This is a genomic window from Variovorax sp. Soil_C_17 (assembly GCF_057657265.1).
Map to the genome: position 1 here is coordinate 36,445 of NZ_JBDGIT010000017.1, position 12,506 is coordinate 48,950.

Below are 12,506 nucleotides of genomic sequence, written 5' to 3' on the forward strand. Positions count from 1 at the left end.
GGCTCAGCGATCCCCGCGCCGGCGCGCGAATTCCAGCAGATGGTCCGCCATGGCCTGGGTCGCGGCGGAAGGCGTTCGGCGCTTGAGCGTCGAGAGGCTGACGTGCCGCTGCACCGTCGGGGACATCAGCGGAACGGCCCGGACCCCCGCCGCTTCGCCGAAACGGACCGAGTAGGCGGGCAGCACGGCGATGCCCATGCCTGCCGCCACCATGGCGATGGCGGTGGCCACATGGTTCACCTCCTGCGAAAGGCTGATCGTGGCGCCGATCGACTCCATGGTCTGGTCCATGATGGTGCGCAAGCCGCTTCCCTTGCACATGGCGATGACGGGCTCGGAGAGCAGGTCGTGCCAGGTGGCCTGCGGTGCGTCGCCCAGGCAGTGTTCACTTCGGCAGACCAGGACCATCACATCCGTCAGGACCACGGTGGATGCGAGCTCGGGATGCTCGCCATCCAGCGTCGCGATGAGCAGGTCGATGTCTCCCTGCTCCAGGGCCTGCATCAGTTTCGCCGAGGCGTCATCGAAGACACGGACCGTGATCTCGGGGTACCGCTCTGCGAAAGCCTGGATGGCGACCGGAAGAAAGGTGGAGGCCAGCAGCGGCGTCGCGCCGATACGGACACGCCCGCGGCGGATCACGCTGACGTCGCGCAGATCGGAAGTCATCCGATCGAGGTCACCGAGCAGTTGCTCGAGGGAGCCGAGCAGTTCCGTTCCTGCGTCCGTGAGCTCGAGGCGCCGCGTGGTTCGGTCCAGCAGTCGCAAATCGAGTTCAGCTTCGAGGTTGCGGATCAGGGACGAGAGCGCCGACTGCGTGATGAACAGCTGGTCCGCCGCGCGCGTGAAGCTGCCCGCCCGCGCCACCGCGACGAAGGCCCTCATTTGCTTCAATGAGATGTTGCGATTTTCCTTTTTCATGACGAGGTGAACATGAACCTGAAGTACGGCGGACCCTTCAATTTTGACAAGTGGCTGGCCGAGAACGCCGCAAGCCTCGTGCCGCCTGTCGGAAACAAGCAGATCTGGGCCGATTCGGACCTGATCTGCACGGTCGTGGGCGGCCCCAACCAGCGTTCGGACTTCCACGACGACCCGTTCGAGGAGTACTTCCACCAGTTCCGAGGCACCGCACACCTACTGCTGCTGGACCGGGGCAAGTTCGAGCGCGTGACCCTCCACGAGGGCGACACGTTCCTGCTGCCTGCGCATGTGCGCCACTCGCCCCAGCGGCCCGAGGCTGGCAGCCTGTGCACGGTGATCGAGCGCTCGCGCCCCGTGGGAGTGAAGGATGCATTCGAATGGGCTTGCGCCGTTTGCGGCTCGCTCGTCGTTCGCAAAGAGCTTCAACTGCAGAGCATTGTGAGCGATCTGCCCAAGGTGTTCGCCGAGTTCTACGAAACCAGCGACGCCGAGCGCACCTGCAAGACGTGCGGAGCCGTCCACCCCGCCAAGGATTGGCGTCAGTGGCATGCCGACCTGGCCGCTCATCATCCCGACGCAGCCGTGCCAGCGTTGACGGGGTCGTAAGCGTGCCGCTCAAATCCCCAAGCAAGTTCGCTCCACTCTCAATCAACCTCACGGATAACGTCATGACCGCTCAAAGCCCCACGCATCCAATTCTCAAGACCATCTTCTGCGCAGCCGCGGTAGGAATTTTTGGAGGGGCGACCCTGCCATCTCAGGCGCAAGGGGCGTATCCGAACAAACCGATTCGAGTCTTGGTTCCGTTTCCTGCGGGCGGGGCGGTGGATACGTTCGTCAGAACGATTGAGCCGGAGCTTTCGAAGCAATTGGGGCAGCCGGTGGTCATCTTCAACAAGCCGGGTGGTGGGTCGCAGATCGCCGTGGGTGACATGATGTCCTCGCCAGCCGATGGCTACTCTGTGTTTGTAGGGCAAACCGGAGATTTCAGCGTCAACCCCTTTCTGTACAAGAACAGCAACTATCTTCCGGCGCGGGATTTCGACGGCGTCTCCATGCTCGTTCGCGCGCCGCAGGTGATGCTGGCCAACGTCTCGGGCAAGATCAACAGCGTCCAGTCGTTGAAGCAGACCATGTCCTCGCCTGACGGAAGCGTCCTGTACGGCTCCTTCGGATCAGGCACTGCGCCGCACCTCCTGGGGCATATCCTGTCTAGAGCGGCTCCGGGCGCGAAGTTCACGCATGTCCCCTACAAGGGCTTTCCACCGACCATGCAGGCCATCATGACCAACGAGATCGATCTGCTGTTCGACGCGGTGCCCGGCACTCTCAACCTGATGAAGACCGGCAAGGTGATTCCCCTGGCCCTTGCCGATTCCAGTCGCAACAGCTATCTGCCGAACGTCCCAACCACCGCAGAGATCGGCTTTCCATCGCTGGTCATGGACTTCTGGCTTGGCGTGGCCGTGAAGAAGGGAACGCCGCGGCCCATCATCAACAAGATTCACGAGGCCTTCGAACAAGCGGTGTCGAACCCTGGGAACTGGAAAAAGCTCTCGGATCTGGGCTACAGCCGAGTCACCATGACCCCAGAAAAGTTCGACGCTTTCGTGCGTGATGAATCCAACAAGATGAAGCCCCTGATTGCCGAGACGGGTGTCACCATTGACTGACCCTGAAGTGCCCGGGCTCTGCGGCCCGCAAGGATGTCAAGAATGAAGTACCTTGATCCTCGAACGATGACCGCCGCAGAGGTCTACAAAGTGATGACCGGCATCGTCGTTCCGAGGCCCATTGCGTGGGTCAGCACACGGTCGCGCAAAGGCGGCGCCAATCTGGCGCCGTTTTCTTCCTTCACGTTCGTGAGCCACTCACCACCGATGTTGGCCATCGGTGTCGACGCGAAGCGTGATGGCGCAGGGCTTAAAGACACCGCGCGAAATATCCTCGACACGCGGGAGTTTGTCGTTCACATCGCCGACTACGCCTTGTTGTCACCGCTACACGCGAGCGCGGAGGAGTACCCGAGCGACATCAGTGAGATCGATTCCCTGGGCTTGCGAACGGCGCCCTCGTCACACGTCGGCGCGCCTCGTCTCCTGGATGCACCTATTGCCGTCGAATGCCGGCTTCATCGTTGCATCGAACTCGGACAGGGGCCGACCAGGTTGATGATCGGGGACGTGTTGAGCTTCCACGTGCGCGATTCGCTGATGAGCGCCGGAGGCAAGGTCGATACCGCGCTCCTCAATCCGATTTCCCGGCTTGCAGGTCCCAACTACGCCACGATCGGACAGATCCTGCATCGCTAGCGGTGCCGGCCCTCGGGGCCGTACCGCCGGCGATCAGGCGGCCCGCTGTCAAATGTCCAGCACCAGCGGGCCGCGCTTGCAGCGCGACACGCAGATCATCATGGTCTTGTTCGACTGGCGTTCCAGCTTGGTGAGGATGCCGTCGTGGTGCTCGATCTCGCCGGCTTCCAGCACCTGCGTCTCGCAGGCGCCGCACACGCCTTCCTTGCAGCTGTGGTCCGGGTTCAGGCCTGCCTCGATCAGGCTGTCGAGGATGGACTTGCCAGGCGGCACTTCCACGCTCTTGCCGCTCTTGGCGCATTCCACGACGAAGGTCTCGGTGGCGGCCGGCGCCTCGATGTGCACAGCGGCAAAGCGCTCGATGTGCGCGTTGGCGAAGCCCAGCTCCTCGCAGCTCTTCTCGAAGCTGTCGAGCATGGGCGTGGGGCCGCAGCAGTAGTAGTGGCTGGCGGCGCCCTTGCCTTCGAGCATGGCCACCAGGTTGGGCGGCGCACCCTTCTCCTGGTCGAAGTGCCAGGTGACATCGATGCCCTTCTCCGCAACCAGCGCGGTGATGGCATCGATAAAGGCGGCTTCCTTGCGGTTGCGCGCGCAGTAGATCATCTCCACCGGACGGCCCAGGGCCGCCAGGCGCTGCAGCATGCACCACACGGGCGTGACGCCGATGCCGCCGACCACCAGCACCGAGCGGTCCGCGTCTTCGTGCAGCTTGAAGTTGTTGCGCGGATGCGAGATCTCGATGGTGCTGCCCACGCGCAGCTGCTGGTGCACATAGCGCGAGCCGCCGCGGCTCCTCTTGTCGTTGAGCACGCCCACCACGTAGCGCTGCCGGTCGCTGGACGGATTGCACAGCGAATAGCTGCGCACCAGGCCGTTGGGCAGGTGCAGGTCGATGTGCGAGCCGGCTTCGAAGGCGGGGAAATCCACCTCCGGCGTGGCCGGACGGAACTCGACGCTGACGATGCCGTCGGCTTCGTGGCGAATGGTGTGGACCAGGGTTTTCAGCGTGGGGGATGACATGGCGGAACGTCCATGAAAGCCGGCTCGCTACTTCGCCGTCGGCATCGCGAACTCGGCACCCTTGCCGATGCTCTCCGGCCAGCGCTGCATCACCGACTTCTGCTTCGTGTAGAAGCGCACGCCTTCCTCGCCGTACGCGTGCATGTCGCCGAAGAGGGACCGCTTCCAGCCGCCGAAGCCGTGCCAGGCCATGGGCACCGGGATCGGCACGTTGATGCCCACCATGCCCACCTGGATGCGCCGCGAGAACTCGCGCGCCACGTTGCCGTCGCGGGTGAAGCAGGACACGCCGTTGCCGAACTCGTGCGCGTTGATCAGGTCCACCGCCTGCGCCAGGTCGTGCACGCGCACGCACGAGAGCACCGGGCCGAAGATCTCTTCCTTGTAGATGCGCATCTCCGGCGTGACGTGGTCGAACAGCGCGCCGCCCATCCAGAAGCCGTCCCCGCAGCCTTCGCCCGCGGTGCTCGCGTCGAAGCTGCGGCCATCCACCAGCAGCTTCGCCCCTTCCTTCACGCCCTGCTCGATGTAGCCGGTGATGCGCTGGTGCGCCGCACGGGTCACGATGGGGCCCATCTCGGCCGCGAGGTTCTCGCCGTCGAGCACCTTGAGCGACTTCGCGCGCTCGATCAGCTTGGGCATCACCTTGTCGGCCGCGTCGCCCACCAGCACCGCGACGCCGATCGCCATGCAGCGCTCGCCGGCCGAGCCGTAGCCCGAGCCGATCAGCGCGTCCACCGTCTGGTCGATGTCCGCGTCGGGCATCACCACCATGTGGTTCTTCGCGCCGCCCAGGGCCTGCACGCGCTTGCCGTGACGCGCGGCGGTCTCGTAGATGTAGTTGGCAATGGGCGTGGAGCCGACGAAGCTGATCGCCTTCACGTCGGGGTGCTCCAGCAGTGCATCCACCGCCACCTTGTCGCCCTGCACCACGTTGAACACGCCGTCGGGCAGGCCAGCCTTCTTCAGCAACTGCGCCATCAGCAGCGACGGGCTCGGGTCCGTCGGGCTGGGCTTGAGGATGAAGGTGTTGCCCGCGGCAATCGCCACCGGGAACATCCACATCGGCACCATCACCGGGAAGTTGAAGGGCGTGATGCCCGCCACCACGCCCAGCGGCTGGCGCAGCGTCCAGTTGTCGATGCCGGTGGAGACCTGCTCGGTGTAGTCGCCCTTGGGCAGTTGCGGAATGCCGCAGGCGAACTCCACGATGTCGATGCCGCGCGTGACCTCGCCCTGGGCGTCGGTGAAGACCTTGCCGTGCTCGGCGGTGACCAGGTGCGCCAGCTCGTCGCGGTGCTGGTTGAGCAGCTCCAGGAACTTGAACATCACCCGCGCACGGCGGATCGGCGGCGTGTCGGCCCAGGCCGGGAACGCGGCCTGCGCGGCGGCCACGGCCGCATCCACGTCGGCCGGGGCGCCCAGCGCCACCTTGGCGGTCACCCGCCCGCCGGCCGGGTTGGTCACGTCCTGCGTGCGGCCGGAGGTGTTGGCCGCCGGGCGGCCGCCGATGAAGTGAAGGAGATTGGCTTCGGAATTCAGCATGGTGATTTCAATGTTTTCCATCCTGAGGACCGCCAACGGCAGTCCACGACGTGAGAGCGCGCGTGTTTGGCCCACGTGGAGCGTGCGGGGGCATCCGCAGACCTGGCCTAGTCTCCGGATCTATTGGCGGACGCGGGCTCGATCTGCATGAAGTGCGAGACGTTCTTGACGGTCATGTAGTGATGTAGCCCCTCGCTGCCACCTTCGCGCCCGTAGCCGCTGGATTTGACGCCGCCAAAGGGCGTCTCGGGCAGCGACGCCTCCAGGGTATTGATTGAGAAGTTGCCGCACTCGACCTCTTCCGCCATCTGATCCGCCCGGGCTGCACTGTGGGTGAAGCCGTAGGCCGCCAGGCCGAAGGGCACGGCATTGGCCTGCGCGATCGCTTCGTCCAGCGAACCCACCGGGTTGATGATGGCCAGCGGACCGAAAGGCTCCTCACCCATGACCCGGGCGCCGGCAGGCACGTTGGCCAGGACCGTGGGCTCGAAGAAGTAACCCGGGCGGTCGATGCGCTTGCCGCCGGCGACCCGGCGAGCACCGTTGGCCGTGGCGTCTTCCACCAGCTCGGCGAGTGCCCGGACCCGGCGGCCGTTCGCTAGTGGGCCCATCTCCACGCCAGGGGTCATGCCGTCGCCCACGCGAAGGGCGCGCGCGCGCGCAGCGAAGATTTCCACGAACTGGTCGAAGACCTTCTCGTCGACGAAGAACCGGGTTGGCGACGTGCAGACCTGGCCTGCGTTGCGCATCTTGCGGTTGGCGGACATCAGCGCTGCGTCCCGCACGTCCACGTCATCGCACACGATGACGGGCGCATGGCCGCCCAGTTCCATGAGCACGGGCGTCATGTGCTGCGATGCCAGCGTCGTGAGATGGCGCCCGACATTGGTCGAACCGGTGAAGGCGACGAGGCGAACTTGGTCCTGGGGGATCAGGTAGCCGGAAATTTCAGCCGGATCGCCGAAGACCAGATTGAGCACGCCTGGCGGCAAGCCCGCATCGTGGAGCGCGCGGGCAATGTGCAGTGCGCCAGCCGGGGTTTCCTCGGCTGCCTTGAGGATGATCGAGCAGCCCGCGGCGATGGCCCCGCCGATCTTGCGTGCCGGCTGGCTCATCGGAAAGTTCCACGGCGCAAAGGCCGCGACCGTGCCGATGGGTTGGTGATGCACGATGTAGCGGGTGCCGTGAGCACTCGGAATCACGCGGCCATAGGTGCGCACCGCCTCGCCCGCATCCCACTCAAGGAATTCGCAGCCCCGGATCACTTCCAGGCGTGCTTCCGGGAGCGGCTTGCCGTGCTCGAGCGTGATTGCGTGCGCAATGGTGTCGATGCGCTCGCGCATGAGCCGTGCTGCGCTTCGTAGCACGGCCGCGCGTTCGCTGGGTGCGGTGCGGCGCCACACCCGGAAGCCCTTTTCGGCCGCGCCGAGCGCGTCGTCCAGATCCGAGGTTCTGGCACGCGGCAGGCGACCGATCTCCTGTTCGGTCGCGGGATTGACCACGGGCATGTCGCCATGCGTCTTGCGCCAGGCGCCGCCAATGTAGAGCTGGAGGTCGGGGTAGTCGGTCATCGAGTGCAATCCTTGGCAAACGGAAGGTTCATCCGGGGGCACTATGGCATTCCGACGCAATTCCAAAAAGTGAATTCCGTTACCATTCACTTGAACAAAACTCATGGCCCCGGCGCTCGCCACGGTCCCAAGGTGTGCCGAGCCCTCACAAGGAAAGGTGGTGCCCATGCCGAATTGGGAACAGCGCATCTCCCTGCGGCACTTGCGCCTGGCCGACGCCATCGAGCGCGAGGGAAGCCTCGTGCGCGCTGCCGAGCGCCTCAACATGACCCAGTCGGCAGTGACCAAGGCACTGCAGGAGATGGAGGCGCTGACCGAGGCCCCTCTCTTCACGCGCACCAGTCGTGGCTCGGTACCAACGCCTTTTGGACAGGTGCTCGTGCGGCATGCACGTACCATCATTGCGCAGCTTCGCAATGCGGATCGCGAGGTGAGCGAACTGCGCGAGGGGCATGGCAGCGTGACGGTCGGTACGCTGCCATCGACCGCCGGCGGCATCCTTCCAGCCGCATTGACCTTCGTGTTGAAGCGCCAGGCGCATTTGAAGGTGACAGTCGTTGAAGGTCAGCATGACTGGCTGACCACGCTCTTGCGCCGTGGCGATCTGGACCTCATGACCAGCCGGCTGCCGCGCCGGCGGCTGCCGGCGGACATCACGCAGGAAGTTCTGGGAATGGACCGTGTTCGCCTTATCGTGAGCGCGCAACACCCCTTGAGCAGAAAGCCGCGACTTCGATTGGACATGCTCGATGGTTACGGATGGGTGCTTCCTCCGCACGAAACGTCCATGCGGCGACAACTCGAGGTGACCTTTCGCGAAGCCGGATTGGATGCGCCCGTGGCCACGGTGGAATCCATGTCGTTCCTGACAAATCGTGCGCTCATACTCACGACGGAAATGATCACTGTATGGCCGCAGCACTTGGCCGACGTGGAGGCACGCACCGGGCTGATCAAGGTCCTACCAATCGAGCTGGCCAAAACCGACCGTCCACTGGGAGTTTGGTGGCGCACAGCGCCGGGGCTTTCGCCTTCCGCGCAGATGCTCGTTGACGCACTCAGAAAGGCCAACTCCGCAGTTGCCGTCGCCGGAATTGAGGGCTGAGAAGCCGCGTGCGATCTCTCTGCAAGGCTTCAAAGTTCGCCCGCTCGCAGTTGGCGCGGACTCGAGAGCCGCTGCGGCGATGTCTGCTCGTTGGTTCAAGACCAGACATTGATGGAGACTATCCATTTCCTGGGGGTGTGCAGTGCAGCAAATCTTCAGCGGCCAAGCTTTCTACCCAGAGGCGCACCGATTTCCGCCCAAGGGGTCGACTTTTGCTGCAGCGCACACCCCCAACTTCTGGATGCTCTCGCCGTCCAGCGCAAACATCGCGATGGAGCTCCGCGCCCGGCGCGCTTGCGCCGGCAAGAGTTTGAGTACATTCGCCACGGCACACAGGCACTGACCGCTGCGCTGGACGTGCATACCGGGCGCGTGCTTGCGCGCTGTACCGACCGTCGCACCCAGACCGACTTGGTGGCATTCATGGAGGAAGTCGCCCGGACTTATCCGGAGGGAAACGTCCACGTGATTTGGGACAACCTGAACACGCACCGCGCCTACGGCGTCTGGAAGAGCTTCAACGCTCGACATGGCGAGCGCTTCTTCTTTCATTTCACCCCCTTGCATGCCAGTTGGGTGAACCAGATCGAGTTGCTGTTTGCCATCTACACACGGCGAGTGCTTCGTCACGCCAGCCACTATTCGATCTCCCATCTGCGGCAGCGTACCGAGGACTTCATCGTCCAGCGCAATCGCGCGCCGCAGCCATTTAAGTGGACATTCGCCGGGTTCGAACTACAGACCGGTGAACCCAAGAGGATCCCTGCCGATGTCAGATCCATTCGCCCGAGCACGAGCCGACGAACTCCAGCGTCATCTGGCTCGTCTCACGGGGCATGACCATGTCCGAGTTCGCCCCTACGGCAAACACCTACTGATCCAGATGCACCGCGGCGACGATGTCGTCGACATCATTGCTCGGCTGACGGAGGTATCTCGCACAAGGTACACCGCTGCGTTCCGCAGTCACACGGGACGTTGGGAGCCGCTGCCCGTATCGGGCGACCTTGCGCACTCGGCGGCCGCCGTTGCAACGCTGCTCGCCCCGTACCTTGAGCCGTAATCAGCAAGCTAATTCAAGGATGTCGTACTAGTGCAGTGCGCGTGAAGTTAAAGAACTTATCATCCCCTTCATACTCCAACCGCTCAGGAGGCTGGAGCGATGCGAGTTGCCGAGACAATTGAACTGGACGAGCAGACCGAGCGGGAGCTTCGTGTGCTGGCCAAGGGCCGGCGCGTGGAGGCGCGGCTTCAGCAGCGCGCACTCGTGATCATGCTGGCGGCCAAGGGGCTGCAGAACAAGGACATCGCTGTGGAGGTGGGCCTTGATCGCCGGCAAGTGGCGCTATGGCGCCAGCGCTTCCTGCACGGAGGCATCGATGCGCTTCGCAAGGACGCGCCTCGCTCGGGTAGGCCCGCCACGGTTACGGCCGAGGCGGAGTCGCGCATCGTGCACGCCACGCTGCATGAGAAGCCCGCTGACTCCACCCACTGGAGCACCCGCACGCTGGCCAAGCACCTGGGCGTGGGCGCCACGACCATCCGCCGCGTTTGGCACAGCAATGGCCTGAAGCCTCACCTGAGCCGGAGCTTCAAGCTCTCGCGCGATCCGCGCTTCGAAGACAAGTTGATGGACGTGGTGGGCCTGTACATGAATCCGCCCGAGCATGCCCTGGTGCTCAGCTGCGACGAGAAGAGCCAGATCCAAGCGCTCAACCGCACGCAGCCGGGGCTGCCGATGAAGCGCGGGCGTGCCGGCACCGTCACCCACGACTACAGGCGTCATGGCACGACCACGCTGTTTGCGGCGCTCAACACGCTGGACGGCAGCGTGATCTCGATGTGCCAGCCGCGGCATCGCCACGGCGAGTGGCTCAAGTTCCTGCGGCTCATCGACCGCAGCACGCCCGAGCATCTGAGCCTGCATCTTGTCGTCGACAACTACGCCACGCACACCCATCCCGACGTGCAGAAGTGGCTGGCCCGACACCCGCGATTCGTCATGCACTTCACTCCAACCAGCGCATCGTGGCTCAACATGGTCGAGCGCTTCTTCCGCGACATCACCGACAAGCGCATCCGGCGCGACAGCTTCACCAGCGTGGCAGAGCTGGAGTTGGCCATCGATCTTTACGTCGCCCATCACAACATCGACCCCAAGCCGTTCATCTGGAGTGCGCCGGGAGACCGGCAAGGAGTAAAGGGTGCAAGTCCCTGACAACAAAGAAGTAGCGAATCATGTTGTCCCCGAGTCATGCGTGTCACATCGCGAGATGGGGCGCGAAGCGTTGACAGGGGTACGCACAGGCCAGCCATTGAGCCGCGATAGGAAAGAAATTCCGGGTGCCGACGCCGTTCCAGAGGCGGAAGGCGAAACGCCAGGGCGCGCCATCGCAAGCACCCTGACGACTCGGCGTGGTCGTAGAACCTGGCATGTGCGCACGCTCCTTGTACGGGAACCGGGAGATCTCGGGTCTGACCAGCCGCCTCATGGGCTGGCCCGCATCGGGAAGGCGAGGAGCCGTAGCCGATGATGAACGGACCCGAGAAGTCAGACTCCGCCATAGTAGCGATGAAGCCTGCGAACAAGGCCGGGCGACCGGCTGCGGAGTGGGCGGAGCCAAGGGCGGGGACCAAGGGGAACACGGGCCAACCGCACACGCGACGGACACAGAGCCGCGGTAGCGTGTCACAGGGGCTGGACCGTGTACGCAACGCTGCAAGGCAGCGGAAGAAGGAAAAGTTCACTGCGCTGCTGCATCATGTGACAGTCGATCTGCTGACGGAGGCGTTCCTGGCGCTCAAGCGCCGTGCCGCACCCGGAGTGGACGGCGTGACATGGGAGGACTACGAGGCGGACCTGGAGGGCAACCTGCGGGAACTGCATGCACGAGTCCATCGCGGCACGTATCGGGCGCAACCTGTTCGGCGGCGGTTCATACCCAAGCCGGGCACGGACAAGCAGCGCCCGCTGGGGATTGCTCCGCTGGAAGACAAAATCGTCCAGCGCGCGGCTGTCGGGGTGCTCAACGCGATCTACGAGGAAGACTTCCTCGGCTTCTCGTACGGGTTTCGACCCGGCCGAGGGCAGCATGACGCGTTAGATGCACTGTCGGTGGCTATCTGCGAGACCCGGGTGAACTGGATTCTCGACGCCGACATCCGAGGCTTCTTCGATTCGGTCAGCCAGGAATGGCTGGTCCGATTCCTGGAGCATCGGATTGGCGACGAGCGCGTCATACGCCTTGTGCGCAAGTGGCTCAAGGCGGGCGTCCTGGAAGACGGGAACTGGAGCGTCAGTGAGATGGGGACACCTCCAGGGGCAGTGGTTTCACCGCTGCTCGCGAACGTCTACCTGCACTACGTCTTCGATCTCTGGGCCAAGCAATGGCGGCGGCGCGAAGCCACTGGCAACGTGATCGTCGTGCGCTACGCCGACGACATCGTGGTCGGCTTCGAGCATGAAGCCGACGCGAGGCGCTTCTGGGGTGCGATGCGAACGAGGCTCGAGCAGTTCTCGCTCGAGCTTCACGGGGACAAGACCCGGCTGCTGGAGTTCGGCCGCTTTGCGGCAGCACGACGAACGCAGCGCGGGTTGGGTAAGCCAGAAACCTTTACGTTCCTGGGCTTTGTCTTCATCTGTGGAAAGACCCGCCGCGGAGCCTTCCAGCTCCTGCGAAAGACAAGGGGTGACCGCATGATGGCGAGGCTCAAGGAAATCAAGGCGCAGCTTCGGGAACGCATGCACGACGCTATCCCCGAACAGGGCAAATGGCTGAAGGCTGTGATCGCGGGCTACTTCGCGTATCACGCGGTGCCCACGAATCTGCGGGCACTGCAGGCCTTCCGGTACCACGTTACGGAACTATGGCGGCGCACGCTCCGGCGGCGTAGTCAGAAAGACGGGCTGACGTGGGAACGGATGACGAAGCTCGCTGCACACTGGCTCCCGACACCCCGAATCCTTCATCCATGGCCGGACCGGCGCTTTGCCGTCAAACACCCGAGGTAGGAGCCGGATGCCCGAAT

The 12,506-nt window shown here is 64.1% G+C and carries 10 protein-coding genes and 1 pseudogene; 7 read left to right on the forward strand and 4 right to left on the reverse strand.

Features of this window, described 5'->3' with window-relative positions; genetic code table 11:
• Window positions 1–3 precede the first annotated feature (3 nt).
• Window positions 4–885: a LysR family transcriptional regulator gene (locus tag AC3A6Y_RS33060; RefSeq protein WP_487872450.1), complete on the reverse strand. Its 882-nt coding sequence runs from the start codon at window positions 883–885 to the stop codon at window positions 4–6.
• A 48-nt stretch (window positions 886–933) separates the two neighbouring features.
• Between AC3A6Y_RS33060 and AC3A6Y_RS33065 the strand changes: the two genes are divergently transcribed.
• From AC3A6Y_RS33065 to AC3A6Y_RS33075, 3 genes are all read left to right on the forward strand, one after another.
• A complete protein-coding gene (locus AC3A6Y_RS33065; protein WP_487872451.1) occupies window positions 934–1,530 on the forward strand; it encodes a 3-hydroxyanthranilate 3,4-dioxygenase in 597 nt (198 codons plus the stop codon).
• 62 nt (window positions 1,531–1,592) lie between these two features.
• Window positions 1,593–2,597 (forward strand): Bug family tripartite tricarboxylate transporter substrate binding protein, encoded by a 1,005-nt coding sequence (locus AC3A6Y_RS33070; protein WP_487872452.1) that lies wholly within the window; start codon window positions 1,593–1,595, stop codon window positions 2,595–2,597.
• Window positions 2,598–2,639: 42 nt separating this feature from the next.
• On the forward strand, window positions 2,640–3,236 hold the full coding sequence (locus AC3A6Y_RS33075; RefSeq protein ID WP_487872453.1) for a flavin reductase family protein: 597 nt from the start codon (window positions 2,640–2,642) through the stop codon (window positions 3,234–3,236).
• A 48-nt stretch (window positions 3,237–3,284) separates the two neighbouring features.
• On the opposite strand, the gene AC3A6Y_RS33080 is transcribed toward AC3A6Y_RS33075, so the two are convergent.
• The 3 genes from AC3A6Y_RS33080 to AC3A6Y_RS33090 all read right to left on the reverse strand — a co-directional run bounded on the left by AC3A6Y_RS33080 (window position 3,285) and on the right by AC3A6Y_RS33090 (window position 7,372).
• Complete coding sequence (locus AC3A6Y_RS33080) at window positions 3,285–4,256, reverse strand: PDR/VanB family oxidoreductase (protein WP_487872454.1); 972 nt, start codon at window positions 4,254–4,256, stop codon at window positions 3,285–3,287.
• A 27-nt stretch (window positions 4,257–4,283) separates the two neighbouring features.
• Entirely contained in the window at window positions 4,284–5,801 is a 1,518-nt protein-coding gene (locus tag AC3A6Y_RS33085) for a CoA-acylating methylmalonate-semialdehyde dehydrogenase (protein WP_487872455.1), read from the reverse strand.
• 107 nt (window positions 5,802–5,908) lie between these two features.
• Window positions 5,909–7,372 carry an NAD-dependent succinate-semialdehyde dehydrogenase gene (locus AC3A6Y_RS33090; protein WP_487872456.1) on the reverse strand — a complete coding sequence of 488 codons (1,464 nt, stop codon included), beginning with the start codon at window positions 7,370–7,372 and terminating at the stop codon, window positions 5,909–5,911.
• Window positions 7,373–7,538: 166 nt separating this feature from the next.
• Here AC3A6Y_RS33090 and AC3A6Y_RS33095 point away from each other — a divergent pair, with 166 nt between their 5' ends.
• The 4 genes and pseudogenes from AC3A6Y_RS33095 (at window position 7,539) to ltrA (ending at window position 12,489) form a co-directional block, all read left to right on the forward strand.
• The gene (locus AC3A6Y_RS33095) at window positions 7,539–8,477 is read left to right on the forward strand and encodes a LysR family transcriptional regulator (RefSeq protein ID WP_487872457.1); all 939 of its coding nucleotides are present in this window, start codon (window positions 7,539–7,541) and stop codon (window positions 8,475–8,477) included.
• Between the two features lie 249 nt (window positions 8,478–8,726).
• Window positions 8,727–9,317 (forward strand): annotated as a pseudogene (locus AC3A6Y_RS33100) (IS630 family transposase); the annotation flags it as partial.
• Window positions 9,318–9,639: 322 nt separating this feature from the next.
• The gene (locus tag AC3A6Y_RS33105; protein WP_487872458.1) at window positions 9,640–10,695 is read left to right on the forward strand and encodes an IS630 family transposase; all 1,056 of its coding nucleotides are present in this window, start codon (window positions 9,640–9,642) and stop codon (window positions 10,693–10,695) included.
• 312 nt (window positions 10,696–11,007) lie between these two features.
• A complete protein-coding gene (ltrA, locus tag AC3A6Y_RS33110; RefSeq protein WP_487872459.1) occupies window positions 11,008–12,489 on the forward strand; it encodes a group II intron reverse transcriptase/maturase in 1,482 nt (493 codons plus the stop codon).
• Window positions 12,490–12,506: the final 17 nt, after the last annotated feature.

What these genes read in the sequence shown, in the direction of transcription:
- ltrA (WP_487872459.1), top strand. Translation starts at nt 11,008, where the DNA reads ATGATGAACGGACCCGAGAAGTCAGACTCCGCCATAGTAGCGATGAAG.
- AC3A6Y_RS33075 (WP_487872453.1), top strand. Translation starts at nt 2,640, where the DNA reads ATGAAGTACCTTGATCCTCGAACGATGACCGCCGCAGAGGTCTACAAA.
- AC3A6Y_RS33105 (WP_487872458.1), top strand. Translation starts at nt 9,640, where the DNA reads ATGCGAGTTGCCGAGACAATTGAACTGGACGAGCAGACCGAGCGGGAG.
- AC3A6Y_RS33090 (WP_487872456.1), bottom strand. Translation starts at nt 7,372, where the DNA reads ATGACCGACTACCCCGACCTCCAGCTCTACATTGGCGGCGCCTGGCGC.
- AC3A6Y_RS33080 (WP_487872454.1), bottom strand. Translation starts at nt 4,256, where the DNA reads ATGTCATCCCCCACGCTGAAAACCCTGGTCCACACCATTCGCCACGAA.
- AC3A6Y_RS33070 (WP_487872452.1), top strand. Translation starts at nt 1,593, where the DNA reads ATGACCGCTCAAAGCCCCACGCATCCAATTCTCAAGACCATCTTCTGC.
- AC3A6Y_RS33060 (WP_487872450.1), bottom strand. Translation starts at nt 885, where the DNA reads ATGAGGGCCTTCGTCGCGGTGGCGCGGGCGGGCAGCTTCACGCGCGCG.
- AC3A6Y_RS33085 (WP_487872455.1), bottom strand. Translation starts at nt 5,801, where the DNA reads ATGCTGAATTCCGAAGCCAATCTCCTTCACTTCATCGGCGGCCGCCCG.
- AC3A6Y_RS33065 (WP_487872451.1), top strand. Translation starts at nt 934, where the DNA reads ATGAACCTGAAGTACGGCGGACCCTTCAATTTTGACAAGTGGCTGGCC.
- AC3A6Y_RS33095 (WP_487872457.1), top strand. Translation starts at nt 7,539, where the DNA reads ATGCCGAATTGGGAACAGCGCATCTCCCTGCGGCACTTGCGCCTGGCC.